This window comes from Ruegeria sp. H9 (genome assembly GCF_056532915.1).
In genome coordinates, this window is sequence record NZ_JBQFNX010000001.1 from 1,143,018 (window position 1) to 1,165,404 (window position 22,387).

At 60.1% G+C, this 22,387-nt stretch carries 27 protein-coding genes; 14 read left to right on the plus strand and 13 right to left on the minus strand.

From position 1 onward, the window contains the following. The first annotated feature begins 2 nt into the window (after window positions 1-2). On the plus strand, window positions 3-563 hold the full coding sequence (locus ACR0CZ_RS05405; protein WP_170392645.1) for a F0F1 ATP synthase subunit B: 561 nt from the start codon (window positions 3-5) through the stop codon (window positions 561-563). An 81-nt stretch (window positions 564-644) separates the two neighbouring features. On the opposite strand, the gene ACR0CZ_RS05410 is transcribed toward ACR0CZ_RS05405, so the two are convergent. Continuing rightward, window positions 645-1,415: a FadR/GntR family transcriptional regulator gene (locus tag ACR0CZ_RS05410; RefSeq protein WP_170392644.1), complete on the minus strand. Its 771-nt coding sequence runs from the start codon at window positions 1,413-1,415 to the stop codon at window positions 645-647. 151 nt (window positions 1,416-1,566) lie between these two features. Between ACR0CZ_RS05410 and ACR0CZ_RS05415 the strand changes: the two genes are divergently transcribed. The 5 genes from ACR0CZ_RS05415 to ACR0CZ_RS05435 all read left to right on the plus strand — a co-directional run bounded on the left by ACR0CZ_RS05415 (window position 1,567) and on the right by ACR0CZ_RS05435 (window position 8,129). Then, complete coding sequence (locus tag ACR0CZ_RS05415) at window positions 1,567-2,760, plus strand: aminotransferase-like domain-containing protein (RefSeq protein ID WP_170392643.1); 1,194 nt, start codon at window positions 1,567-1,569, stop codon at window positions 2,758-2,760. A gap of 45 nt (window positions 2,761-2,805) precedes the next feature. Continuing rightward, window positions 2,806-3,201 carry a hypothetical protein gene (locus ACR0CZ_RS05420; RefSeq protein ID WP_170392642.1) on the plus strand — a complete coding sequence of 132 codons (396 nt, stop codon included), beginning with the start codon at window positions 2,806-2,808 and terminating at the stop codon, window positions 3,199-3,201. Between the two features lie 141 nt (window positions 3,202-3,342). After that, window positions 3,343-6,798 carry a chromosome segregation SMC family protein gene (locus ACR0CZ_RS05425; RefSeq protein ID WP_480537033.1) on the plus strand — a complete coding sequence of 1,152 codons (3,456 nt, stop codon included), beginning with the start codon at window positions 3,343-3,345 and terminating at the stop codon, window positions 6,796-6,798. A 54-nt stretch (window positions 6,799-6,852) separates the two neighbouring features. Then, window positions 6,853-7,206, plus strand: a complete 354-nt coding sequence (locus ACR0CZ_RS05430; protein WP_170392640.1) for a hypothetical protein — start codon at window positions 6,853-6,855, stop codon at window positions 7,204-7,206. 125 nt (window positions 7,207-7,331) lie between these two features. Continuing rightward, window positions 7,332-8,129 carry a class II glutamine amidotransferase gene (locus ACR0CZ_RS05435; RefSeq protein WP_170392639.1) on the plus strand — a complete coding sequence of 266 codons (798 nt, stop codon included), beginning with the start codon at window positions 7,332-7,334 and terminating at the stop codon, window positions 8,127-8,129. 10 nt (window positions 8,130-8,139) lie between these two features. Here the strand turns inward: ACR0CZ_RS05435 and ACR0CZ_RS05440 are convergent, their stop codons facing one another. The 3 genes from ACR0CZ_RS05440 to cobD are packed head-to-tail and all read right to left on the minus strand — an operon-like array spanning window position 8,140 to window position 11,198. After that, window positions 8,140-9,303: a lytic murein transglycosylase gene (locus tag ACR0CZ_RS05440; protein ID WP_170392638.1), complete on the minus strand. Its 1,164-nt coding sequence runs from the start codon at window positions 9,301-9,303 to the stop codon at window positions 8,140-8,142. A 12-nt stretch (window positions 9,304-9,315) separates the two neighbouring features. Next, a complete protein-coding gene (gene cbiB / locus ACR0CZ_RS05445) occupies window positions 9,316-10,236 on the minus strand; it encodes an adenosylcobinamide-phosphate synthase CbiB (protein WP_480537032.1) in 921 nt (306 codons plus the stop codon). Next, window positions 10,233-11,198, minus strand: a complete 966-nt coding sequence (gene cobD, locus ACR0CZ_RS05450) for a threonine-phosphate decarboxylase CobD (RefSeq protein ID WP_170392933.1) — start codon at window positions 11,196-11,198, stop codon at window positions 10,233-10,235. The genes cbiB and cobD overlap by 4 nt, the downstream gene beginning before the upstream one ends. A 181-nt stretch (window positions 11,199-11,379) precedes the next feature. Between cobD and ACR0CZ_RS05455 the strand changes: the two genes are divergently transcribed. After that, window positions 11,380-11,742, plus strand: coding sequence for a response regulator transcription factor (locus ACR0CZ_RS05455; protein WP_008756687.1), 363 nt, complete (start codon window positions 11,380-11,382; stop codon window positions 11,740-11,742). Here the strand turns inward: ACR0CZ_RS05455 and ACR0CZ_RS05460 are convergent. Continuing rightward, complete coding sequence (locus ACR0CZ_RS05460) at window positions 11,724-12,713, minus strand: glutathione S-transferase family protein (RefSeq protein ID WP_170565081.1); 990 nt, start codon at window positions 12,711-12,713, stop codon at window positions 11,724-11,726. The genes ACR0CZ_RS05455 and ACR0CZ_RS05460 overlap by 19 nt on opposite strands. A 212-nt stretch (window positions 12,714-12,925) precedes the next feature. On the opposite strand from ACR0CZ_RS05460, the gene ACR0CZ_RS05465 reads away from it, so the two are divergent. Next, window positions 12,926-13,279, plus strand: coding sequence for a hypothetical protein (locus tag ACR0CZ_RS05465; protein ID WP_170392635.1), 354 nt, complete (start codon window positions 12,926-12,928; stop codon window positions 13,277-13,279). A 91-nt stretch (window positions 13,280-13,370) separates the two neighbouring features. Here ACR0CZ_RS05465 and ACR0CZ_RS05470 read toward each other — a convergent pair whose 3' ends face one another. Further along, complete coding sequence (locus ACR0CZ_RS05470) at window positions 13,371-14,069, minus strand: fumarylacetoacetate hydrolase family protein (protein ID WP_170392634.1); 699 nt, start codon at window positions 14,067-14,069, stop codon at window positions 13,371-13,373. Window positions 14,070-14,099: 30 nt separating this feature from the next. Then, window positions 14,100-15,272 (minus strand): MalY/PatB family protein, encoded by a 1,173-nt coding sequence (locus tag ACR0CZ_RS05475; protein WP_170392633.1) that lies wholly within the window; start codon window positions 15,270-15,272, stop codon window positions 14,100-14,102. A 94-nt stretch (window positions 15,273-15,366) separates the two neighbouring features. Between ACR0CZ_RS05475 and def (ACR0CZ_RS05480) the strand changes: the two genes are divergently transcribed. From def (ACR0CZ_RS05480) to speB, 6 genes are read left to right on the plus strand one after another with little or no spacing between them, the layout of a single operon-like run. Beyond that, a complete protein-coding gene (def, locus tag ACR0CZ_RS05480; RefSeq protein WP_170392632.1) occupies window positions 15,367-15,885 on the plus strand; it encodes a peptide deformylase in 519 nt (172 codons plus the stop codon). After that, on the plus strand, window positions 15,882-16,376 hold the full coding sequence (gene def / locus ACR0CZ_RS05485; RefSeq protein WP_170392631.1) for a peptide deformylase: 495 nt from the start codon (window positions 15,882-15,884) through the stop codon (window positions 16,374-16,376). Before def (ACR0CZ_RS05480) ends, def (ACR0CZ_RS05485) begins: the two co-directional genes overlap by 4 nt. A gap of 43 nt (window positions 16,377-16,419) precedes the next feature. Then, the gene (gene fmt, locus ACR0CZ_RS05490; protein WP_170392630.1) at window positions 16,420-17,334 is read left to right on the plus strand and encodes a methionyl-tRNA formyltransferase; all 915 of its coding nucleotides are present in this window, start codon (window positions 16,420-16,422) and stop codon (window positions 17,332-17,334) included. A gap of 6 nt (window positions 17,335-17,340) precedes the next feature. Then, the gene (locus ACR0CZ_RS05495) at window positions 17,341-17,577 is read left to right on the plus strand and encodes a hypothetical protein (RefSeq protein ID WP_170392629.1); all 237 of its coding nucleotides are present in this window, start codon (window positions 17,341-17,343) and stop codon (window positions 17,575-17,577) included. A 1-nt stretch (window position 17,578) separates the two neighbouring features. Beyond that, complete coding sequence (locus tag ACR0CZ_RS05500) at window positions 17,579-17,815, plus strand: GlsB/YeaQ/YmgE family stress response membrane protein (protein WP_170392628.1); 237 nt, start codon at window positions 17,579-17,581, stop codon at window positions 17,813-17,815. Between the two features lie 29 nt (window positions 17,816-17,844). After that, the gene (speB, locus tag ACR0CZ_RS05505) at window positions 17,845-18,699 is read left to right on the plus strand and encodes an agmatinase (RefSeq protein WP_480544534.1); all 855 of its coding nucleotides are present in this window, start codon (window positions 17,845-17,847) and stop codon (window positions 18,697-18,699) included. On the opposite strand, the gene ACR0CZ_RS05510 is transcribed toward speB, so the two are convergent. From ACR0CZ_RS05510 to ispH, 6 genes are read right to left on the minus strand one after another with little or no spacing between them, the layout of a single operon-like run. Beyond that, on the minus strand, window positions 18,696-19,295 hold the full coding sequence (locus tag ACR0CZ_RS05510; RefSeq protein WP_170392626.1) for a COG3904 family protein: 600 nt from the start codon (window positions 19,293-19,295) through the stop codon (window positions 18,696-18,698). The two genes, speB and ACR0CZ_RS05510, sit on opposite strands and share 4 nt — an antisense overlap. 24 nt (window positions 19,296-19,319) lie before the next feature. Then, window positions 19,320-19,943: a trimeric intracellular cation channel family protein gene (locus ACR0CZ_RS05515; RefSeq protein WP_170392625.1), complete on the minus strand. Its 624-nt coding sequence runs from the start codon at window positions 19,941-19,943 to the stop codon at window positions 19,320-19,322. Next, window positions 19,940-20,407, minus strand: coding sequence for a ribonuclease HI (gene rnhA / locus ACR0CZ_RS05520; protein ID WP_170733738.1), 468 nt, complete (start codon window positions 20,405-20,407; stop codon window positions 19,940-19,942). The genes ACR0CZ_RS05515 and rnhA overlap by 4 nt, the downstream gene beginning before the upstream one ends. Further along, window positions 20,400-20,987 (minus strand): class I SAM-dependent methyltransferase, encoded by a 588-nt coding sequence (locus ACR0CZ_RS05525; protein ID WP_480537031.1) that lies wholly within the window; start codon window positions 20,985-20,987, stop codon window positions 20,400-20,402. Before ACR0CZ_RS05525 ends, rnhA begins: the two co-directional genes overlap by 8 nt. Next, on the minus strand, window positions 20,984-21,436 hold the full coding sequence (locus tag ACR0CZ_RS05530; RefSeq protein WP_170392622.1) for a DUF3429 domain-containing protein: 453 nt from the start codon (window positions 21,434-21,436) through the stop codon (window positions 20,984-20,986). Before ACR0CZ_RS05530 ends, ACR0CZ_RS05525 begins: the two co-directional genes overlap by 4 nt. Beyond that, window positions 21,433-22,383, minus strand: a complete 951-nt coding sequence (gene ispH / locus ACR0CZ_RS05535) for a 4-hydroxy-3-methylbut-2-enyl diphosphate reductase (protein ID WP_170392621.1) — start codon at window positions 22,381-22,383, stop codon at window positions 21,433-21,435. The genes ACR0CZ_RS05530 and ispH overlap by 4 nt, the downstream gene beginning before the upstream one ends. Window positions 22,384-22,387 lie beyond the last annotated feature (4 nt).

Consider the following 22,387-nt stretch of genomic DNA (forward strand, 5'->3'; position numbering starts at 1 on the left):
ACATGCGGAACACTCTTGCCCTTATCCTGACCGTTGGTGCCGCCAGCCCCGCGCTGGCCGCAAGCGGCCCGTTCTTCTCGCTTGCCAACACTGACTTTGTCGTCACTCTGGGCTTCATCGTCTTTATCGCGGTCCTGTTCTACTTCAAGGTCCCCGGTATGATTGGTGGTGCGCTGGACAATCGCGCCGAAGGTATTCAAGCCGAGCTGGACGAAGCCCGCGCCCTGCATGAAGAAGCACGCAGCCTGTTGGCCTCGTACGAGCGCAAGCAGCGCGAAGTTCAGGGTCAGGCCGAAGCTATCGTTGCCGCGGCCAAGGAAGACGCGGTTCTGGCAGCTGAACAGGCTAAGGTGGATCTGGAAAAATCCATCGCGCGCCGTCTCGCGGCAGCGCAGGATCAGATCGCATCGGCTGAGGCATCTGCTGTCAAGGAAGTCCGCGATCAGGCCATCACCGTAGCGGTTTCGGCAGCCAACGCCGTGCTGGCCAAACAGATGACCGCAACGCAGGCGAACAAGCTGATCGATGCATCCATCGCGGATGTGGGTGAAAAGCTACACTGATCGCCTGGATCATATGATTTGAAAAACCCGAGGGCTTCAGGCTCTCGGGTTTTTTCTTTTCGTGGCTTCCAGTTTGAAGGATCAGACCTCTCCAGTCTCGTGCTTCAAACGCTGTTGCGCGATCTCTTCATTGCGCAGGGCCTTCTGCTGATCGGCCATGCAGCTTTTGACAAAGTTCAGATGATCTTCGACCGCCTTCCGTGCCCCTTTCGGGTCGCGGTCCTGCAGGGCTGTGTTGATGGCGCGGTGCTGGTCCAGAATCGCGTCGCGGGTGGTGCGTTGCTGGAACATGATCTGTCGGTTGTAGAATACGCCCTGCCGCAGCAGATCGAACATCGACCGCATCATATGCAGCATCACCACGTTATGACTGGCCTCGATGATCGCCATATGGAACTGGGCGTCCAGATGCGCCTCTTCTTCGGCTGCATTGCGGGCGTGGGCGTCTTCCATCTTGTCCAGTATGGTCTGCACCACCTTCAGATCGCTGCCCGAGCCCATGCGGGCGGCACGCTCAGCCGCTAGACCCTCCATGTCACGCCGGAATGAGAGATAGTCGAACACTGCCTCGTCGTGATTGCCGAACAACCGGATCAAAGCTGGCGCGAAGGCCGAGCCCAGAACCTCGGCCACATAGATGCCCGATCCGGCCTTGGCAGTCAGCAATCCCTGCTCCTGGAGGTCCGAGATTGCCTCGCGCAGCGACGGGCGCGACACGCCCATCCGCTCGGCCAGCTCCCGTTCCGAGGGCAGGCGTTCTCCGGGGCGCAGAATGCCGCGCAGGATCAGCAGTTCGATCTGGCGCACAACAGCCAGTGACAGTTTTTCGGTTTGAACTTTTTGAAAAGGCATCTGGCTACCACTTGGAATTGGTCAAGTCACTTGACCACGTTTGTAAGGGGCGTTCAAGTCGCTCACAGAGGTTGAAACATTAGGTCAGAATTATTGACATAAGAGGCGCATTGCCTAATCTGCGACCCAAGGGCGGAGGAGGCCCCCTACGATGGATCAGCTCTACGCCACCCGAACCGCTCGGATGAAGGCTTCCGAAATCCGCGAATTGCTGAAACTGCTGGGCGAGCCCGGTATCATTTCCTTCGCAGGCGGTATTCCCGACCCCGCTTTGTTTCCAGCAGAGGCTTTCGCCGAAGCGTTTCAAAATGCGCTTAGCCCAGATCAACAGGCGCAGGCGCTGCAATACTCGGTCAGCGAGGGCTATGCCCCGCTGCGTGAATGGCTGGCCGACCATATGCGTGGGATCGGCGTTACGTGCGGCATCGACAACATCCTGATCACCTCAGGCTCGCAGCAAGCGCTGGATTACTTGGGTAAGTTGTTCTTGTCACCGGGTGATACTGCGTTGGTTGGGTGGCCCACATATCTGGGCGCGCTCAATGCGTTTGACGCTTATGAGCCGCGCTTTGACCAGCTTAGCATCAATGGCAATCGTGGGGCTGCCGAATACCAGGCCGCCGCCGGCAACAGCCCGATCAAATTCGCTTATCTCTCCGCCGATTTTGCAAATCCGACTGGTGAGACGGTCGATCTGCGGGGCAGGGAGGCGCTGCTCGATCTGGCAGATGAATTGGATTGCGCAGTGATCGAGGACGGAGCCTATCAGGCGCTGCGCTATGACGGCGATCCGATCCCTCCGATCCTCGCGTTGGAACAGGCGCGCAAGGGATCGATCGAGAACTGCCGGACGATCTATTGCGGCAGCTTCTCGAAAACTCTTTCACCGGGGTTGCGGCTAGGTTGGGTGGTTGCAGCAAAACCGGTGATCTCGCAACTGGTGCTGCTGAAACAGGCGGCTGATCTGCATTCTTCTACGATCAACCAGATGGCGGTGTATCAGGTGGCACGGGATCGCTTTGACACTCATGTCCCCATGCTGCGCCAGACCTATGCCGCGCGCCGCGATGCGATGCTTGAGGCGCTCAAAGAGCACATGCCCAATGGCGTCGACTGGACCCGACCCGAGGGCGGCATGTTCATTTGGGTCACTCTGCCCAAGGGAATGAACGGCGCCGACCTGCTGGCGAGGGCGCTGGAAACGGTCAAGTTGGCCTTTGTCCCCGGTCAGGCCTTCTATCCCGACGACACCGGGTCGAATACCATTCGACTGAGTTTCTCCAACTCGGATGAGGACACGATCCGCGAGGGTATACGCCGGTTAGGAGAAGTGTTGCGCGCCTGAAACGGGGAAAGGTTTCATTAACCATATTGTCGCTAATAAAGCAGCATGATCCGCGTGCTCGCTTTCCTGTGCCTCGCCGCCTGCTCGGGTGGTACACCCTATTTTCGCGACTTGCCCGCAACGCGCGTCGCGGTGAATGGCAGTATCTTCGACGTCCGCGTCCGCAATGAACTGGCCGAGGCCGTCCGCGTGAACCCGCAATACGCGCCGCGTCTGGGTCCGATCCGCGATCGGGCTGCGCTGGCCATGGCGCAGGTCTCGGGCTGTCCGCTTCTGGATGTTCTTGGCGATGCGGCCGTCACTGTGGGCGTGCTGGGCTGCGACCAGGAACTGGGGGAAAAACTGATTTTCGGCGCACTCCTTCGCCGTCCCTATGAATGCGTTGATTACGGATATTACGAAGACTACGGATATCAGGTCTTTGAATGCTCGCCTTACTGAGATACGCGGGACTCCGCGTAGTTTTGCCAAGATGTTGTGGATAACTTGGTCCAATCTCCCATATCCTGCGCAATCACGTTGACACCTCCCCCATCCGTTGCGCAGACTTCTTACCCATAGGAATCATACCAAGAGCAGCCATTGCGCTTTAGCAAACTCAAACTGACCGGCTTCAAAAGCTTCGTGGACCCGACCGATCTGATCATCGCGGACGGGCTGACCGGAGTGGTTGGTCCGAATGGCTGCGGCAAGTCCAATCTGCTGGAAGCGTTGCGCTGGGTGATGGGTGAAAACCGTCCCAAATCCATGCGCGGTGGCGCGATGGAGGATGTGATCTTTGCGGGCGCTGCCACTCGCCCTGCGCGCAACTTTGCCGAGGTGGTCCTGACCATGGACAACTCGGAACGTTTGGCGCCATCCGGCTTCAACGACAGCGACCAGTTGGAGATCGTCCGCCGCATCACCCGCGATGTGGGCAGTGCCTACAAGACCAACGGCAAGGACGTGCGCGCCCGCGACGTTCAGATGCTGTTCGCGGACGCCTCAACCGGCGCGCATTCGCCAGCACTGGTGGGGCAAAACCGCATTGCCGAGCTGATCAACGCCAAGCCTCGTGCCCGCCGCCGCATTCTGGAAGAGGCCGCTGGCATCTCCGGGCTTTACCAGCGACGCCACGAGGCTGAACTGAAACTGAAAGGCACCGAGGCCAACCTGACCCGTGTGGATGACGTTTTGGAACAGTTGGGCGGGCAGTTGGCGCAACTCGCCCGTCAGGCCCGTCAGGCAGCGCGTTATCGTGAGATCGGCGAGCTGTTGCGTCAGGCCGAAGGGATGCTGCTCTATCGCCGTTGGAAAGAGGCCGACATGGCCCGTCAGGCGGCCGAGGAAAAGCTACGCGACCGGATCACCGAAGCCTCTCGCGCCGAGGCATCCGCCCGTGAATCCGCCGCCAAACGCGCTGAGATCGAGGAAACCCTGCCGCCCCTGCGTGAGGAAGAGGCCATCGCCGCAGCCGTCCTGCAGCGCCAGCAGGTGCAGCGCGATCAGCTGTCGGATCAGGAAACCCGCGCACGCCAGACGATCGAGACTCTGACCAACCGTATCCAGCAATTGGGCAACGACATCGAACGCGAATCCGGTCTGAACCGGGACGCGGGTGAGATGATCGAACGGCTGGAATGGGAGGCCCGCGAGCTTGCAAAAGCCGCCGATGGCTATGACGAAAAGGTCGCTGAAGCTGCTGAAGTTGCGCGCGAGGCCGCGTCGGTGTTGCAGGATCGCGAAGATCACCTGTCGCAGGAAACCGAAGACATGGCCCGTCTGGTGGCTCGCCACCAATCGGCGCAACGACTGGTTGAAGACAGCCGCAAGACACTGGCTCGTTCCGAGGGCGAGGAAGAAAAGGCCCGCGCCGCCGTGGACGAGGCGCGCAATGCCCTTTCCCGCGCCAGCGAGGCGTTCGAGACCGCGCAAGAGGGTGAGAAAGAAGCCCGCGAAGCTGCTGAGGCAGCGGAAGAAGCACTGGCCGCCGCCGACGAGCTGCGCAACGACACGCAGGCGCGTGAGGCCGAGGCCCGCGCCAAACGCTCCGAGGCTGAGGGTGAACTGGGCGCGATAAGGGCCGAGACCACCGCGCTGGCCAAGCTGGTCGAACGCGACACGGCTGAGGGTGGGCAAGTGCTCGACATGCTGCGGGTGGCAACGGGCTTTGAAAAGGCGTTGGGGGCTGCGCTGGCGGATGACCTGCGTGCACCATTGGTCGAGGGCGACGGACCTTCAGGTTGGGTGCAGGTAGCGGGCTATGACAGCGACCAGCCCTTGCCCGATGGGGCCGAGCCGCTGGCGTTGCATGTGTCCGGCCCCGACCGCCTAAGTCGCCGTATTGCGCAGATCGGTCTGGTCGATGCGGATCAGGGCGCGCGCCTGCAGGCGTCGTTGAAACCGGGTCAACGACTGGTGTCGCGCTCGGGTGATCTGTGGCGCTGGGACGGATTCCGCGCCTGGGCCGAGGATGCACCAAGCGCTGCCGCCCTGCGTTTGGAGCAGCTCAACAAGCTTGAGGCGCTGAAACAGGAACTGACCCGCACCGAGGCGCAGGCCGAAGGTGCCCGCGCCGCGCATGAAGCGCTGTCACAGCAACTGGCCAATGTAACCGAGGCTGACCGCCGCGCCCGCGAGGCCCGCCGTGCCGCGGATCAGCGCATGGCGGAAACCGCGCGGATGCTCAGCCGGGCTGAGGCGGATCGAAATCTGGCGCAGGGCAAGCTGGAAACACTGACCCTCGCGGTCGACCGTCACAAGGAAGACGCCATGTCCGCCCGCGCACAACTGCGTGAGGCTGAAGGCGCGTTGACTGGCCTGGGCGATCTCGACAGCGCCCGCGCGCAGGTCGAGGACATCAAGCAGACGGTCGAGGCGGCGCGGATCACCATGCTGACCCACCGCTCGACGCATGATGAATTGCGCCGCGAGGGCGAGGCGCGCACCCGGCGCACGCAGGAGGTGACTAAGGACCTCAGCGGTTGGCGGCATCGTCTGGAAACGGCGGAAAAGCGGATATCGGAACTGGCCGAACGCAAGGAAAGCTCGGAAGAAGAACTGACCGAGGCGATGGCGGCCCCCAGCGAAATCGCCGAGGCACGGGAAGAACTGAACGAGCTGATCGAAACCGCTGAGTCTCGGCGCGCCGAAGCCGCCGACAAGTTGGCCGAGGCCGAGACCCAGCAGCGCGAGGTGGTTCTTGCCGAGCGCGAAGCCGAACGTCTGGCCTCGGAGGCGCGCGAAAGCCGCGCGGCGGCTGAGGCGCGTTGCGACGCCGCCAAGGAAAGCGTAGTCGCCGCAGCAGAACGCATTGCCGAGGATCAGCAACTGACGCCGAACCAGCTGCTGAACCAACTGGACGTGAACCCTGACCAGATGCCCGCCGCCGACGCACTTGAAGCCGAAGTGAACCGCCACAAGCGTCAGCGCGACGCCATGGGCGCAGTGAACCTACGGGCTGAAGAGGACAGCAAAGAAGTTCAGGAAGAATTCGACACGCTGAACGGCGAAAAGGCCGATCTGGAAGAGGCGATCAAGGCCCTGCGCAGCGGCATCGCCAGCCTCAACCGCGAGGGTCGCGAACGCCTGCTGACCGCGTTCGAACAGGTGAATTCCAACTTCGCCATGCTGTTCAAGCACCTGTTTGGTGGCGGCGAGGCCAATCTGGTCATGGTCGAAAGCGACGATCCGCTGGATGCGGGCCTTGAGATCATGTGCCAGCCGCCGGGCAAAAAGCTCTCGACTCTCAGCCTGCTGTCGGGCGGCGAACAGACGCTGACCGCGACCGCGCTGATCTTTGGCGTGTTCCTTGCCAATCCCGCGCCGATCTGTGTGCTTGATGAGGTCGACGCGCCGCTGGACGATGCCAACGTCACCCGCTTCTGCGACTTGCTGGATGAGATGTGCCGCCAGACCGATACGCGTTTCCTGATCATCACCCACCACGCGGTGACCATGGCGCGGATGGATCGGCTGTTCGGTGTGACGATGCAGGAACAGGGTGTCAGCCAACTGGTTTCGGTCGATCTGAAAAAGGCCGAGCAGATGGTCGCTTGATCGATCACTGCAACGTTATGAGCCATCACCCGTGTATGAGGGTAGGCTAGCATCATGATCCGATATTTCACCCTCGCATTGCTCGCGGCCAACCCCCTCTGGGCTGCCGAATGGCCCACGAAACCCGGTGACGTCCCCTTGACGCCAGAAGAATTGGAGGCTTTGGCCGGTCGTACTCTCACTTTCTACGACGACGGCCAGTCCAAATACTCGGCTGGAGGGGCCTATTCTTATACCTATGCCAGCGGAGAATCCGCCTTTGGCACCTATTCCATCGCCGGGGACGGCAGTGTTTGCATCGCGTATCGCAATGGGTTCAGCCGATGCGACCTATATGTCCGCAGTGGTGAGCGGTTGATCCTGATCGACGAGAAAGGCGATCGCTATCCGGTCAGAGCGAGTAATTGATCTGTTTTTCCCGATCAGTTGGTAAATTTGATAGAGCCTTTGAGTAAAAACGGAAGAAAACGGGATAATCATCGTCAAATCAAGTTGTAGAATGCCCTGGATCGAAAAACTGAAGGGGATGCCAAATGTGCCGTTTTTTGGCTTGGGTTGGGGAGCAGCGATATCTGGATGAATTGATCCAGGAGCAAGAGCAATCGCTTGTCATCCAAAGCCGCAACGCGTTGATCGGGAAGACACCAATCAATGCCGATGGGTTTGGACTGGCCTGGTATTCTGATCGCGAAACGCCCTGTTTCTACAAGGACACTCATCCCGCATGGTCCGATGCAAATCTCAAACAACTGGCTCATCACACACGATCACGACTGTTTTTGGCCCATGTAAGAGCGTCGACAGGCACTGCGACCTCGCGCAACAACTGTCACCCATTTGGATTTGGCAAATGGAGCTTCATGCACAATGGCCAGGCTGGAGGGCATGACCAAATCCGGCAGCAGCTCGATGCTATGATCCCGGCACATTTATACGGGCACCGAATGGGTGCGACAGAAAGTGAAGCGATCTTTTTGATTGCTCATGGCGAAGGTCTGGATTCAAATCCGATCGAGGCAATGGCACGGGCCGTGGGGCGGGTGGAAGCGCTGTCCCGACAATGCGGATCGTCGCCTTATATGCGGTTTGCTGCGTGCTGGTCAGACGGCAAGCGTGTATTTGCGGCGCGCTATGCGTCTGATCGTTATGCACCCAGTCTGCATTACCGAACCTCAGAAGACGGGATAGTGATATCGTCCGAACCGCTTGATGCAGACAGTGACGGCTGGGTTGAAATACAGCCCAATACCGCCATCGTCACAGAAGGCTCGCTGGTATCTATCCATGCGTTTGATCCGTCAGTGAAACGTGAACCTGCAAAGGTTGCCTAGGCGCTGACCCTTATAGCTGCTTCAGCAGCTGTGTCGTTGGCCACGCATCCGCTGGCAAACCCAGACGCAATTGTTCAGCCTGCACAGCCGCACGGGTTCCGGCCCCAAGGATGCCGTCGATCTTGCCTACATCATAACCCCGTGCCTGTAGCTTGCTCTGCAACTGCTTCATCTGTGCGCCCGTCAGCCCCGGCGCGGGGTTGCCTGCGTCGTAGATCTGCGCGCCTTCCAGCCGTGTGCCGAAATAGGCGGCGGTCAGGACGTAAACGAAGCTCTGGTTCCATTCGAAATAGACATCGAAATTCGGGTAAGCCAGAAAGGCGGGTCCTTTATGCCCTTGTGGCAGGATCAGCGAGGCAGGCAGATTTGCCAAAGACCCACTGCGCGCCTGCACGCCCATCGCCTGCCATTCGGACACCGAGCGGGGCTTGCCGGGGCCAGAGAGAGACCAGTCCATTTGCGCGGGCACGGTGACCTCTTGCAGCCATGGCTGACCCGGTTGCCAACCAAGATGCGACAGCATCTTGGCCCCGGACATCAGTGCATCCGGTGCCGAGGTTTTTAGCGAAACCTTGCCGTCTCCGTCCCCATCCACGCCGTTTTCCAGAATGTCGCGGGGCAGCATCTGGACCATGCCGATTTCACCGGCCCAAGCCCCGGTGGTGCGGGCGGGGTCAAAATTGCCCTGGCTGTACAGCTCGATCGCGGCGAAAATCTGCGGGCGGAACAACTCGGGGCGGCGGCAGTCGTGGGCCAGCGTCACCAGCGCGTTGCGGGTGTTGAAATCGCCCTGAAAGGACCCGTAGTCGGTCTCGAACGCCCAAAATGCCAGTAGCACACCGCGCGAAATGCCGTATTCCTGCTCAATCCGGTCAAACACCGCGTCGTATTTGCCCGACATGGCCTTGCCCCGGTCGATCCGGTTCTGTGAAATCAGGCGCCGCGAGAAGTCGATGAATGGTTTCTGGAATACGCCCTGCGCGCGGTCGGCTTTCAGAACGGCTCCGTCCTGCTGCACGCCCTTGAAAAAGCTGTTGACGGTGGATTTGTCGTAACCCTGCTGAATGGCTTCGGCTTTCAGCCCTTTGACGAAGGTATTGAACCCACCGCCGCATTGGGCGAGTGCAGGCGAGGCGAAGAGGGCGGCGGCAATAAGGCCGGAAAGGAAACGCATAAGGCTGATCCGTCAGAATATGAAGTTGAACCCAACCCACACCGACACGAGCCCAAGCGCAAGCCCCCATACCTGCCAGAGCATGTCTGATGCGCGAAAAACCTCCGCCGCGTCGATATTCTGCCGCGCATTCCCGTTCACCCAAGCAAGATCCCGCATCTGGCCATCATAGCTGCGCGGTCCGGCCAGTGCGATATCAAGCGCACGTGCCATCGCGGCCTCGGGCCAGCCTGCGTTGGGTGAGATATGGCGGCGTGCATCCTCAACCATCTCTCCCCAGCGCGACCATTGGCTGGACAGCGCGACGATCATTACGAAGGTCAGGCGTGCTGGGACAAGGTTCAGCACATCATCCAGCCGCGCCGCTGCCCAGCCGAAGGCGCGGTATTTGTCGTTGCGATAACCGATCATACTGTCGGCGGTGTTGACGACCTTGTAAACCAGCAGCCCCGGCAGACCTGCGACCAGAAACCAGAAGGCTGGGGCAATCACCCCGTCGCTCAGGTTTTCGGCGGCGCTTTCGATGGCCGAGCGCGCCACCTGCGCCTCGGTCATATCTCGCGTATCGCGCGAGACAATCATGGCGACCTGCGCGCGCCCTTCGGCAAGCGAGGTCAACAGGCCTTCGCCAACTGCGCGAACATGGGTGATCAGGGATTTCTGGGCCAGAAGGATGGCGCAGACCACGATCTCGACGATCGGACCAAGCAGCTCCAGCAACCGGCCAAGGATGAGTGCCACCGCAACCAGGATGAGCACCGTCGCAACCCCTTTGAGGCGGCGATACGCCCCATGGTTCAGCCGGTTGTCCAGCCAGCCAATCGCGTTGCCCATCAGTACGGCAGGGTGGCGAATCCGCGACCACAGCCAATCCGGCTCACCCAATGCTGCGTCCAGACACATAGCGCAGACCAATAGGAACGCGGTGCTCACAGCGCTGCTTCCAACCGGGCCCAACCATCTGCTGGCGGTAATCCAAGGCGCAGGTAGGTCCGGGAATAGGGGAAAATTCGGCTCCAGATATGCGCCCGCGCCAATCGGTCTTGCCAGGCGGTCGCGTCATCAACGTCGTAGAGGCGGAACAGGCTGGTGCCGCCAATCAGCCGCGCACCTTTGGACGTTAAAAGCTGATCCAACCGTGTTGCTTCATTTGCCAGACGCATGCGCGTTTCATCAGCCCATTTTACATCGTGCAACGCTTGCGCGCCGATCCGCAGTGCCGGGCCGGATACGGCCCATGGTCCGGTCAGGTCGTTCAATCGTGCAATCAGATCGGGATGGCCAATTGCAAAACCCAGTCGCAACCCGGCCAACCCCCAAAATTTGCCAAAGCTCTTCAGCACCACGATGCCGGGCCGCTGGGCCAGATGAATCAGCGAGGCTTCGGGCGTTACGTCGCAGAAGCTTTCATCGATCACCGTCAGCGGCGCGTCGACATCCGCGTCCTGCCAGATGCGCCCATCAGGATTGTTGGGGTTTACGATGACACGTGCCTGAGCCGGGCCGCTCTCGTGCACCGTCCAACCCTGAGCGGTGAATGCAGCGGCATGTTCGTTATAAGTGGGCATCGTGATCTGCACGCGGCCGGCTTTGGTCAGCGCGGGCACGCGGGCAATCACCGCAGAGGCACCAGGCGATGGCAGAATCTCGGCCCCATCAGGCACGTTCCAAAACACCCGCGCCGCGTCCGAGAGGCGTTCGAACGCGCCATGATCCGGCAGTTCCTTCCAGTCCGGAGGCTGCAGGCCCGAGACCTCATAAGCATGCGGATTGATCCCCGTGGACAGATCGATCCAGTCTGCGCGCGTGCCCCCAAACCGCGTCATCGCGCCATCCAGCCCTCCGCCATGATCGCGCGCAGCCCGAGGGTTCAATCTGTCATCCTGTCCAACCATCTGCCCCAGCCGGAATCGCCTATTTCTCATGCTTCAAGCGGATTTTTGCCGTTCTTACAAGCGAATCCGCCCGATCACGGCGCTGTGCGGGCCTTGTTAACACTTTGTTAAGGAAATCGCGTGATCACGGACAACAGGGGTCGGCACCACTCACCCATATCACGTGCCGAGGTTGTTGCAAATGAAAGTACTGATTGTTGAGAGTAACCCCGATCTAGGTCGGGTCTGGCAGCGGCATCTGCAAAGGCAGGAGGCCGAAGTCACGCTGGTCGAAACGCAAGAGGCCGCGATCCTGGCACTGTATGGTACCGCATTCGATATCATCGTGCTGGATCTGGTTCTGGAAACCGGCAGCGCCTTGGCGGTTGCCGATTTCGCAAGCTATCGCAGGCCCGAGGCGCGAGTGATCTTCGTCACCAACACCACATTCTTCTCGGACGGATCAATCTTTGCCCATAGCGCCAATGCCTGCGCCTATGTCCAAAGCTCGACCCCGCCCGAGGATCTGGCGGCCATGGTCGAACACTACGCGGCGGGGCGCTGATCCCGCCCATGGGGTTCTGAATAGTCCAACGTTGGATTCACCGGAATAATTCGGTGCGGATTGATGCTGTCATGGCTGAAGTGATAGTGGCGCACGATGTGGTTCATGTTCACTGTCTGCGCCACGCCGGGCCATTGATATAGCTCCCGCGTAAAGGCCCAGAGGTTCGGGTAGTCCACCAACCGACGCTTGTTGCACTTGAAATGTAAATGATAAACCGGGTCGAACCGGATCAATGTGGTGAACAGGCGCCAGTCGGCCTCAGTCACGCGGTCACCCATAAGATAGCGGTTCCGGGCCAGACGATCCTCAAGCCAGTCCAGCGTGTCGAACAGAGGGCCAACCGCGGCGTCATAAGCTTCTTGCGAGGTGGCAAAGCCGGATTTGTAGACCCCGTTATTGACATCGGAATAGATGCGCGCGTTGACCTCTTCGATCTCGTCCCGCATTGCCTCGGGCCAGTAGTCGTCTGTGTTGCCGGTGATCCCGTTGAAAGCCGAGTTGAACATGCGGATGATTTCCGAGCTTTCGTTTGACACGATCGTTTTCTCAACTTTGTCCCACAGGATCGGAACCGTAACGCGGCCCGAATAGTGAGGGTCGGCACGAGTGTAGATTTGATGGGCAAATTCTGATCCGAACAGTTTGTCGCCCGTCGCTCCATGCGCGTCCGTCTCAAAGGTCCAGCCTTTATCCAGCATATCCGGATGTACCACCGAGACCGAGATGTGGTCGCTCAGCCCTTTCAACTCACGAAAGATCAGTGTGCGGTGCGCCCATGGACAGGCGTGGCTGACGTAGAGGTGATAGCGCCCCGATTCCGCCTCGAACCCGCCACGCCCCGAGGGGCCGGGCGCGCCATCGGCGGTGATCCAGTTGCGAAACTGTGCGGCCGAGCGTTTGAACGCCCCGCCTGTGGATTTGGTGTCATACCAGGTGTCATGCCATTCGCCGTCGACAAGCAGGCCCATCGTTATTCCTTTCGCATTGCGATTGGGTCAAAGATAGGCCGTCTTGCGCCACGATCCTATTTCACCGGGCGCGCATCAGGCCTGCATGCGCGCACAGGTGGGGTGCGGTGTCTGGGCACCAGAACCGCAATGCCAAAACTTATGTGACGCCGTTCACTGGATTTTTACAGGAATCGCGTCAGACTAATGAGTGTTAAGGGGGGAAGTTTATTATGAGTACCTATGTTTCCAAGGAAATTCGCGCCGAATTGGATGCGGCCCGAATCGCCACCCTCAAGAAATCCAGCCGTTTGCGGGTGGAGGTTGGCGACAATAGCTTCAAAATTTTGACATTGTGGAAGGATGGTTTCACCGTCGAGGCCGAAACCACGCCGCGCCTGCGTGGGCTCGTCGATATCTATGACGGTGCCAACCACATGTATCAGTGCCTGATAATCGCAGACGAAGAAGCGGTGGGTGAAATGCGCTATGAGTTCAAGCGTAACACTGTGGCGACGGACAAGGCTCCACTGGATTTCTACCGCGCCCCGGATGCACCGATCGCATTGCTTGAAAACCGCGACTGACGCGCGCACCGTTTGATCTTTGGCACCGACGCGCCACCGGCGCTCGGGCGGTAATGGGGCCTCAAGATTCTCAGGGATCAGGCCGGACGGTTTAGTCGGAGGCCGCCAGGGTCAGGTGCACAGGAGCCAAACCATCGATGCCGCCTTCAATTCGGTCTCCGGCGACCACAGGCCCGACCCCGGCGGGTGTGCCGGTCAGGATCAGATCGCCGGGGCGCAAATGGTAGAAACCCGATAGATGGGAGATCAGTTCATCGATCTTCCAGACCAGCTCAGACAATGTGGCGTCTTGTACGACCCGCTCATTGATGCTCAGATAGATGCGCTTGTCATCAGATGGGCTCCAGTCATCGGCGCGGGTCAGCGGAGCGAAGACCGCGCCGTTTTCCACATCCTTGCCCAGATCCCAGGGGCGCTGCTTGTTGCGCTCGCGGATCTGCAGGTCGCGGCGCGTCATGTCCAGCGCACAGCCATAGCCAAAAATCGCGTTGCGGGCCTCAGTGGCTGTGGCCCGAAAAACCGGTTTGCCGATTGCAACGGCCAGTTCCATTTCGTGATGATAATCCTCGGTGCCTGCCGGATACGGCACATGCGCTCCGGTCAAAACCGCGTTGGGCGCGGATTTGGTGAAGTAAAACGGCGCCTGACGATCCACCTCATGCCCCATCTCGGCAGCGTGGGCGGCATAGTTGCGGCCCACGCAAAAAATCCGCCCGATCGGATAGGTCGCCTGTTCCCCCTGCACCGGGATGCTTGGGATGTCCGGAAGCGTAAAAAGGTGGTTGGGCATGACGTGCCTCCGTTTTTTTTTGAACGGGGTTCATTGTAAATCGCCAAAGGCTGCCTTCAATCGCGCACAGGCCTCTTCGACCCGCTCGCGTTGGGTGGCCAGATTGAAGCGCTCGAAGGTTTCTCCACCGGTGCCAAAACCGGGGCCTGAGGATGTCGCGATCCGCGCATCTTCGCGTAGGCGGCGGACAAACTCATCGTGGCTCATACCCGTGCCCGAAAAATCGACCCATGCCAGATAGGTCGCCTGCAGAGGCATCGACCACAGGCCCGGTATCTCGGCGATGGCAGCATCAAACAGCTTCCGGTTCGCGTCCAGGTGGGCAATTTGTTCATCGACCCATTTTGCACCTTCCGGCGAATAGGCGGCAGTGATCATCGCCACACCCAACGCACTGGGGTCATAGTCCAGCGTGGTGATCCGGTGCCGCATCTCGGCCCGCAGTTTGGCGTCGGGAATGATCATGTTGCCGGTACGCTGACCGGCGATGTTGAATGTTTTCGACGCCGCGGTCAGTGTCACCGTCCACGGGCGCGCGTCGGGGGCGGCCGTATCCATCGGTACGAAGGTATTGCCCGAATAAACCAGATCATGGTGAATCTCGTCCGACACAAGGATCAGCCCGTTGCGCTCCGCAAACGCCGCTACAGCGCGCAGTTCATCCGGCGTCCAGACCCGACCTGACGGGTTCTGCGGCGAGCACCACAGCAGCAGCTTTTCTGATCCGTCCAACCGCGACTGCGCATCGTCCAGATCAAGCCCATAGCTGTCGCCATCGCGTATCAGCGGGCATTCCACCACGCGACGGCCGGATTTGTTCACCTTATGGGCAAACTCATGGTAGACGGGCGTGAAGATCACGACGCCATCTCCCGGTTCACTCCAAACATCCAGACACAGGGCAATCGCATTGCCCAACCCTTGCGAGGTCAGAATCCAATCGGTATCGATCTCCCAGTTGTGGCGTGTCTTCATCCACCACTGGATTGCATTCAGATAATCCGGGTGCATCCATGAATATCCAAACGCGCCATGATCGGCCGCTTCCCGCACCGCCTCGATCACGCAAGGGGCCGTGGCATAGTCGGAATCAGCCGTCCACATGGCCAGCCCATCCTCGGGGGCGACACCGTAAAGCTGCTCCATCTTATCCCATTTTGAAGAGTTGGTGCCCCGGCGGTCGATCAGGTCGTTGAAAGTCATGTCATCTCCATCTGTCGAGGCGAAAGCTAACCACAAATCCATAAGGTGCAAGAGGGCCGTTGCGGAGGCGGGCGCGATGGCCTAAATCAGCCCCATGAAACGCAATATCCTGATCCATCCCGATCCCCGCCTGAAAAAGGTCTGCGCGCCGGTGGCCGACATCACCGACGATCTGCGCAAACTGGCCGATGACATGCTGGAGACGATGTATGACGCGCCCGGCATTGGCCTTGCTGCGCCGCAGATCGGTGTGCTCGACCGGCTGATCGTGGTGGACTGCGTCAAAGAAGAAGGTGAGGCCCCACGCCCACTGGTGATGTTCAACCCCGAGGTCATCGCCTCCTCGGACGAGACCAACGTTTACGAAGAAGGCTGCCTGTCGATCCCTGAGCAATATGCCGAAGTTACGCGCCCGAAGACGGTTGATGTCACCTGGCTGGACCGTGACGGTAATCTGCAGCAGGAAACCTTTGATGATCTCTGGGCGACTTGTGTGCAGCATGAGATCGACCATCTGAACGGTAAGCTCTTCATCGACTATCTCAAACCGCTCAAGCGTCAGATGATCACGCGCAAAATGCAGAAGCTCAAGCGCGAAAAGGCCCGTACATGACGGTGCGGACCTGCCTGCCGTGGCCCGACAAGCGCCTGCGCACCAAGGCCGAGGACGTCCCCGAGATCACCGACGACATCCGCACCATCTGGGATGACATGATCGATACGATGGAGGCGATGCCGGGCGTTGGCCTCGCTGCGCCGCAGATCGGAGTGATGCTGCGGCTGGCCGTCGTGGATGGCTCGACCCAGCGGGGCAAAGCTGTGCGACTGGCTAACCCCGAGATTCTGCACAGCTCGGTTGAGCTGCGTGAACATGACGAGGCCAGCCCGAACTTGCCCGGCGTGTCTGCCAAGGTGAAGCGACCGCGCGCAGTGACCGTGAAATTTCTCAACGAACAGGGCCAGATCGACCGCCGTGATTTTGTCGGCATCGAAGCCACCAGCGTGCAGCATCAGATCGACCACCTGAACGGGCGGATGTATTTCGACCGCCTCAGCAAGGTCAAACGCGACATGCTGCTGCGCAAGGCGCGCAAATCCACGTAGGCCGGGCTTCAGCCCGGCACCCACCCAACCCCCGGAGCCGACGATGCGCATAATCTTCATGGGAACCCCCGATTTCTCGGTCCCGGTACTGGATGCGCTGGTGAACGCGGGGCACGAGATTGCCGCCGTCTATTGCCAACCGCCACGCCCCGCCGGTCGCGGTAAAAAAGACCGTCCAACCCCGGTGCACGCGCGTGCCTTGGCGCTGGGCTTAGACGTTCGCCACCCCAACTCGCTGAAATCGCCCGAAGAACAGGCCAGCTTTGCCGCGCTGAACGCCGATATCGCGGTGGTCGTCGCCTATGGCCTGATCCTGCCACAACCTATTCTGGACGCGCCAACCCATGGCTGCCTGAACATTCACGCCAGCCTGTTGCCGCGCTGGCGTGGGGCCGCGCCAATACACCGCGCGGTCATGGCAGGCGATGTGCAAACCGGTGTTTGTATCATGCAGATGGAGGCCGGGCTGGATACAGGCCCCGTTCTGCTGCGCGAAGCCACCGATATCGGCATCGAGGAAACCACCGCGCAACTCCATGACCGCCTGTCGGATATGGGCGCGGCTCTGATCGTTGAGGCTCTGGCCAAACTGCACAGCCTTACACCTGACCCGCAGCCCGATGAGGGCGTGACCTACGCCGCCAAGATCGACAAAGCCGAGGCGCGGATCGATTGGTCGGCCCCCGCGTCCGAAGTCGATAGAAAAATCCGCGGTCTCTCCCCGTTCCCCGGCGCATGGACCGAGGTCGAGGGTCACCGGATCAAACTGCTGGCTTCGCGGCTGGCCGAAGGACGGGGCACTCCGGGCGAGGTGCTGGACGACCACCTGCGCGTGGCTTGCGGCGAAGGCGCAGTTGAGTTGCTGCGCTTGCAACGGGCAGGCAAGGGCGCGCAGGATAGGGAAACTTTTCTGCGGGGATGGCCCATGCCGGCCGGGACCCGCCTGTCATCGGAGTAGGCGTACATGATCATGATCATGATGGGCACGGTCGTGATTGCCGGGATCGTAGGCTATCTGTCTGAACAGACTGGCTTTACCCATAACGGCTATCTGCAGTCGATCATCATCTGCGTGGGTGGTGCTTTCCTGTTCTATTTCGTGCGCATCATGTTCGGCATCAGCTTTGGCCCGCCGGGGTTGGACGCGGTGCTGTCCTCGATCGGTGCGCTGATCATCGTGCCCACGCATTGGAGGAAATGATATGCCGATCATCGCCCTGATCATCGTCGGAGCCGCTGCAGGTTTCCTCGCCACCCGCCTAATGCGGATCGAGGCCGATATTCCAACCACCATGCTGATCGGCATTGTCGGCGCTTTGGTGGGCGGTTTGGTACTGCGCACGCTCATCACTGTGATGGGCTGGCTCTCAGGGTTTATCGGCGCCGTTCTGGGGGCGCTCTTGGTGATCTGGATCTGGCAGACATATATCCGCCGCTGATCGCTTGACCCGACCGTGATCTGCGACCAATGTCCCGTCAATTCTTTGTTGAAAGGCCTCTCATGTCGCATGATCTGACCGCCGGAGACGTCGCGCTGATGGGTGTGCCGTTGGACCTGCATTCCTCATTCCTGCAAGGCCCCGCGTTTGCCCCGGGTCGCATCCGCGAGGCGTTGCATTCCGGCGCGGCCAACCTGACCGCCGAGGATGGCACTGATCTGGGCGCAGCCGACCGTTTCAAAGACACCGGCGATCTGGATGTGTTCGAGATGATGGGGCAGGAACCCATCGACCGGATCGAGGCAGGGGCCGCCGCCCGGATTGAAACCGGCGCACGGCTGCTGTCATTGGGCGGTGATCACTCGGTGGCCTTTCCGCTGATCAAGGCGCATGCCGACCGGTATGAGGGGCTGAATATTCTGCATATCGACTCACATCCCGACCTCTATGACAGTCAGCAGATCGGCCCGCTGGGCCATGGCTGCCCGTTTGCCCGCGTGATGGAGACAGGCAAGATCAACCGTCTGGTGCAGGTCGGGATCCGCACCATGAACAAGCACCAACAGGAACAGGCCGACAAGTTCGGGGTCGAGGTGATCGACATGCGCAACTGGAGCCCCGATCTTGAGATCAGCTTTGACGGCCCGGTCTATCTGTCACTGGACCTTGACGCGCTGGACCCCGCCTTTGCCCCCGGGGTGTCGCATCACGAACCCGGTGGCCTCAGCACGCGTGAGGTGATCGACCTGATCCACCGGTTCAAGGGCCAGTTGATTGGCGCGGACATTGTCGAGCTGAACCCGCATCGCGATCCCTATGGCATGACCGCCATGGTGGCGGCGAAATTCGTCAAGGAAATCGGCGCGCGGCTGCTCAGTCGCTAACGTTCGTCGCAGATTGCGGCAGTGCCAAGGCGAGGGGCGGACCGTGTAGTCATGTCGAACCGGTTCGCCTCGGACGCCGTCATCCAGTGCATCTCTTCCTCGGATGCTGCATCCAGCGTGAACCAGTAGAAGTCGGGATCGACGCCGATATCTTCGAAATAGTTCAAATACCGGTCATGCTCGGGGTGATCTTCGGGTAGCTCCGCAGCGACATAGCCGCCGCCGCCCCAGCTGTGGACCCCCACGCAGGCGCCGGGTTCCAGCACGCGTCGGTTACCCGCTAGAAACAAATCGGTGCCGCCCGAGGCCACCAGCCCGTTTGACGGAACCACCGTGTCGAACCCTTCCTCACGCACTACGCGACTGAAGACCACATTCGAGTCATCATCGACCGAACCTTCGATATTTTGCAGCACCAGCGTCTTAATCTCGGGGTTCTCGTCCATCACTTCTTCAAACGCGCTGAGCGTTGTATGGTCGATCGTTCCGGACGCGACGATCTGATTGCCCACTGCCGTGAAGCTGACCGGGGCGTATTGCTCTGCACATGCCGTTAGCAGCAGTGCCGTGGCCAGAAACGAAAGTCTGTAGGTCATCGCGATCTCTTGTCCGTTTCTACCCTATTGCCGAGGCGGTCGGGCCTTGTAAACCGGCAACTGCCAACCGAACAGCAGAGATCCGGCGCGCAACGCCCAGCAAATCAATGCACATAAGCCCAATGCCAGCAGGCCTTCCAGCCCGAGGCGGGTGGCAAACACAGCGGTCAAGGCTCCGATAAAGGCGCAGGATACATAAAGCTCACCCTGTTTCAGTACCAGCGGCACCTCGTTGCACACCACGTCACGCATCAAGCCGCCCAAACAGCCCGTGGTCACCCCCATCAGCACTACGATGATACCGGATTGATCCAGTGACAACGCTGCACCCGTGCCAGCAGCGACCGCGATGGACAGGGCGAAACTGTCCAACCAGACCAGCCAATTATACCGGCTTTCGACCAGATGAGCGGTAAAAAATACCAGCACCGCAGCGCCGCAAGCGATCAGGATATAAGCGGGCTGACCGACCCAGAAGATCGGATGTCGGTCCAGCAGCAAGTCGCGTACGGTACCACCGCCCACTGCCGTCAGACAGGCGATGAAGGCAAACCCGACCAGATCAAGCTGCGCTCGGCTGGCCACCAGCGCACCGGTCAGCGCAAAGACCAAAACCGAGGCGTAATCCAGCAGGGCAAGCCCGCTCACGCCTGCGCCTTCTTAGGTTTGAATGGGGCCATGCCGGCGCGCGCCAGTTCGTCGGCCTTTTCATTCTCCGGGTGGCCCGCATGGCCCTTGACCCATTCCCAGGTCACCTGATGCCGCTCTTGCGCCTCATCCAGCCGCTGCCACAGATCGACATTTTTGACCGGCTTCTTGTTCGACGTCTTCCAGCCGTTCCGCTTCCACCCGAAAATCCATCCCGTCACGCCGTTCTTCACATAAGCGCTGTCGGTGACGATGGTCAGTTTCGAGGGCCGCTCCAGCGTCTCCAAAGCACTGATTGCAGCCAGCAGTTCCATCCGGTTGTTGGTTGTCTCGGCTTCGCCTCCGCTCAGCTCGCGTTCTTTCAGGATGGTCTCGCCATCCATCGCGCGCAGCAGTACGCCCCAGCCGCCGGGGCCGGGATTTCCGGAACAGGCACCATCGGTATAGGCAAAGAGATCAGGCATGAGCGAATACCAGAATGAACCCGTCGTAAGACCCGGCCAAACCCTTACCCATTCCCTGCATGGTACGATCAATGGTGAAACCTGCCGAGGTCAGGGCGTCCTTGATCTGGGTCTCTGAGTAATAGGTATAGTAACGGTCCAAATCATCGCGATGCTCGCCCGTGCCCAGCTTCATTCCTAGAAACAGCTGCCCGCCCGGCTTCAGTGCGGTGTGGATCGCGTTCAGATAACGCGGGAAATCGGCGCGCGGGGCGTGCAGCAGGCAGAAACTGGCATAGACGCCGTCATACTCTGACACCTCGGTGACGTCTTCGAAGGTGCCAAGGTGGGCGTCAACACCGTTGCTCCGCGCATGTTCAACAAAGGCAGGGGTTGCATCCAGCGCCCGTACCTTCAGCCCTTGCCGCATCAGAAACGCGCTGTCTGATCCGGGACCCGAGCCCAGATCCAGCACATATCCACCCTCGCGGACCGCATCTACAAAAGCCTGACGCGCCTCTAGCTGCTCGGCGGGCAGGGGGATCCTTAGGTAATCCGCAACGCGATCCGTGTAGGCCTTGATGGTCCGTTCATCACTCACAGGTAAACTCCCACAGCAAGACAGGTCAGCACGACAGCGGTTAGCAGGACGCGCAGCCGCATCCACCAGACCGGGGTCAACCGCCAATATGAGAACATGGCGTCCAGCAAAAGCAAGCCCGCAAACCCATACATCAGGTTGGTGCCCGCATTCACCGGACCGCCGCCGGTCGTGAAAAATGCCCAAAGTGCAGGCAACACCGACAAAGTGTAACAGGCCGCAGCTTTGCTGCCTGAGGTTTTGGTGGCGAAGCCCCACAGCACGCCCGACATGAAACTCAGGATCACCGAGCCATAGAATAGCTGAATATACGGCCCCACGAAGCGCGACCCCAGCGTCTGCCGACCCCAATCGTTCAAATCACCGTTCAGATAAGTCAGCGCGCCCCAGACAAACGGGATCAGCCCAGCCAAACCAAGGAATAACGGCGCGCGGGGGATGCCGCTCATGCTGGTTCCCGCAATACGCGGGGAACTTTGAACTCGACATTCTCGACAGCGGTTTCGACCAGTTCGACGGTGACATCGTAGTGGTCGCGGAATGCATCGATCACCTCGTTCACCAGCACCTCGGGCGCGGATGCCCCGGCGCTAACCGCAATGCTGGAAATTCCTTCCAGCGCACGCCAGTCGATCTCGGTCGCGCGCTGCACCAGCTGCGCATAACTGCATCCGGCGCGCGAGGCGACCTCGACCAGACGACGTGAATTCGATGAGTTCGGCGCACCCACCACCAGCAAGGCATCGGCCTTCGGAGCGACAGCTTTCACCGCTTCCTGCCGGTTGGTGGTGGCATAACAAATGTCTTCCTTGTGCGGCCCGACGATGGCGGGGAAGCGGGCCTCAAGCGCGGCAATAATGTCCTTGGTGTCATCCACCGATAGGGTTGTCTGGGTGACAAAGGCCAGCTTTTCGGGGTTACGCACAGCGACCTGCGCCACATCTTCGACCGTTTCAACCAGCAGCACCTCGCCATCGGGCAGCTGTCCCATGGTGCCGATTGTTTCGGGATGGCCCTTGTGACCAATCATGATCATCTGCAGCCCGGCATCCGCGTGGCGCTGCGCTTCGACATGCACCTTGGATACAAGCGGGCAGGTGGCGTCGACATATATCATCTCGCGCTGGGCTGCTGTGGCGGGCACCGATTTTGGCACACCGTGGGCCGAGAAGATCACCGGGCGATCATCAGGGCATTCGTCCAGCTCTTCGACAAACACGGCACCCTTGGCGCGCAGACCGTCGACGACGAATTTGTTGTGAACGATCTCATGGCGCACATAGACAGGCGCCCCCCATTTTTGAAGGGCCATTTCCACAATCTTGATGGCACGGTCCACTCCGGCGCAGAACCCGCGCGGGGCGGCCAGATATAATGTCAGCGGCGGCTTTGTCATTCGG

What these genes read in the sequence shown, in the direction of transcription:
- ACR0CZ_RS05405 (WP_170392645.1), top strand. Translation starts at nt 3, where the DNA reads ATGCGGAACACTCTTGCCCTTATCCTGACCGTTGGTGCCGCCAGCCCC.
- ACR0CZ_RS05410 (WP_170392644.1), bottom strand. Translation starts at nt 1,415, where the DNA reads ATGCCTTTTCAAAAAGTTCAAACCGAAAAACTGTCACTGGCTGTTGTG.
- ACR0CZ_RS05415 (WP_170392643.1), top strand. Translation starts at nt 1,567, where the DNA reads ATGGATCAGCTCTACGCCACCCGAACCGCTCGGATGAAGGCTTCCGAA.
- ACR0CZ_RS05420 (WP_170392642.1), top strand. Translation starts at nt 2,806, where the DNA reads ATGATCCGCGTGCTCGCTTTCCTGTGCCTCGCCGCCTGCTCGGGTGGT.
- ACR0CZ_RS05430 (WP_170392640.1), top strand. Translation starts at nt 6,853, where the DNA reads ATGATCCGATATTTCACCCTCGCATTGCTCGCGGCCAACCCCCTCTGG.
- ACR0CZ_RS05435 (WP_170392639.1), top strand. Translation starts at nt 7,332, where the DNA reads ATGTGCCGTTTTTTGGCTTGGGTTGGGGAGCAGCGATATCTGGATGAA.
- ACR0CZ_RS05440 (WP_170392638.1), bottom strand. Translation starts at nt 9,303, where the DNA reads ATGCGTTTCCTTTCCGGCCTTATTGCCGCCGCCCTCTTCGCCTCGCCT.
- cobD (WP_170392933.1), bottom strand. Translation starts at nt 11,198, where the DNA reads ATGGTTGGACAGGATGACAGATTGAACCCTCGGGCTGCGCGCGATCAT.
- ACR0CZ_RS05455 (WP_008756687.1), top strand. Translation starts at nt 11,380, where the DNA reads ATGAAAGTACTGATTGTTGAGAGTAACCCCGATCTAGGTCGGGTCTGG.
- ACR0CZ_RS05460 (WP_170565081.1), bottom strand. Translation starts at nt 12,713, where the DNA reads ATGGGCCTGCTTGTCGACGGCGAATGGCATGACACCTGGTATGACACC.
- ACR0CZ_RS05465 (WP_170392635.1), top strand. Translation starts at nt 12,926, where the DNA reads ATGAGTACCTATGTTTCCAAGGAAATTCGCGCCGAATTGGATGCGGCC.
- ACR0CZ_RS05470 (WP_170392634.1), bottom strand. Translation starts at nt 14,069, where the DNA reads ATGCCCAACCACCTTTTTACGCTTCCGGACATCCCAAGCATCCCGGTG.
- ACR0CZ_RS05475 (WP_170392633.1), bottom strand. Translation starts at nt 15,272, where the DNA reads ATGACTTTCAACGACCTGATCGACCGCCGGGGCACCAACTCTTCAAAA.
- def (WP_170392632.1), top strand. Translation starts at nt 15,367, where the DNA reads ATGAAACGCAATATCCTGATCCATCCCGATCCCCGCCTGAAAAAGGTC.
- def (WP_170392631.1), top strand. Translation starts at nt 15,882, where the DNA reads ATGACGGTGCGGACCTGCCTGCCGTGGCCCGACAAGCGCCTGCGCACC.
- fmt (WP_170392630.1), top strand. Translation starts at nt 16,420, where the DNA reads ATGCGCATAATCTTCATGGGAACCCCCGATTTCTCGGTCCCGGTACTG.
- ACR0CZ_RS05495 (WP_170392629.1), top strand. Translation starts at nt 17,341, where the DNA reads ATGATCATGATCATGATGGGCACGGTCGTGATTGCCGGGATCGTAGGC.
- ACR0CZ_RS05500 (WP_170392628.1), top strand. Translation starts at nt 17,579, where the DNA reads ATGCCGATCATCGCCCTGATCATCGTCGGAGCCGCTGCAGGTTTCCTC.
- speB (WP_480544534.1), top strand. Translation starts at nt 17,845, where the DNA reads ATGTCCCGTCAATTCTTTGTTGAAAGGCCTCTCATGTCGCATGATCTG.
- ACR0CZ_RS05510 (WP_170392626.1), bottom strand. Translation starts at nt 19,295, where the DNA reads ATGACCTACAGACTTTCGTTTCTGGCCACGGCACTGCTGCTAACGGCA.
- rnhA (WP_170733738.1), bottom strand. Translation starts at nt 20,407, where the DNA reads ATGCCTGATCTCTTTGCCTATACCGATGGTGCCTGTTCCGGAAATCCC.
- ACR0CZ_RS05530 (WP_170392622.1), bottom strand. Translation starts at nt 21,436, where the DNA reads ATGAGCGGCATCCCCCGCGCGCCGTTATTCCTTGGTTTGGCTGGGCTG.
- ispH (WP_170392621.1), bottom strand. Translation starts at nt 22,383, where the DNA reads ATGACAAAGCCGCCGCTGACATTATATCTGGCCGCCCCGCGCGGGTTC.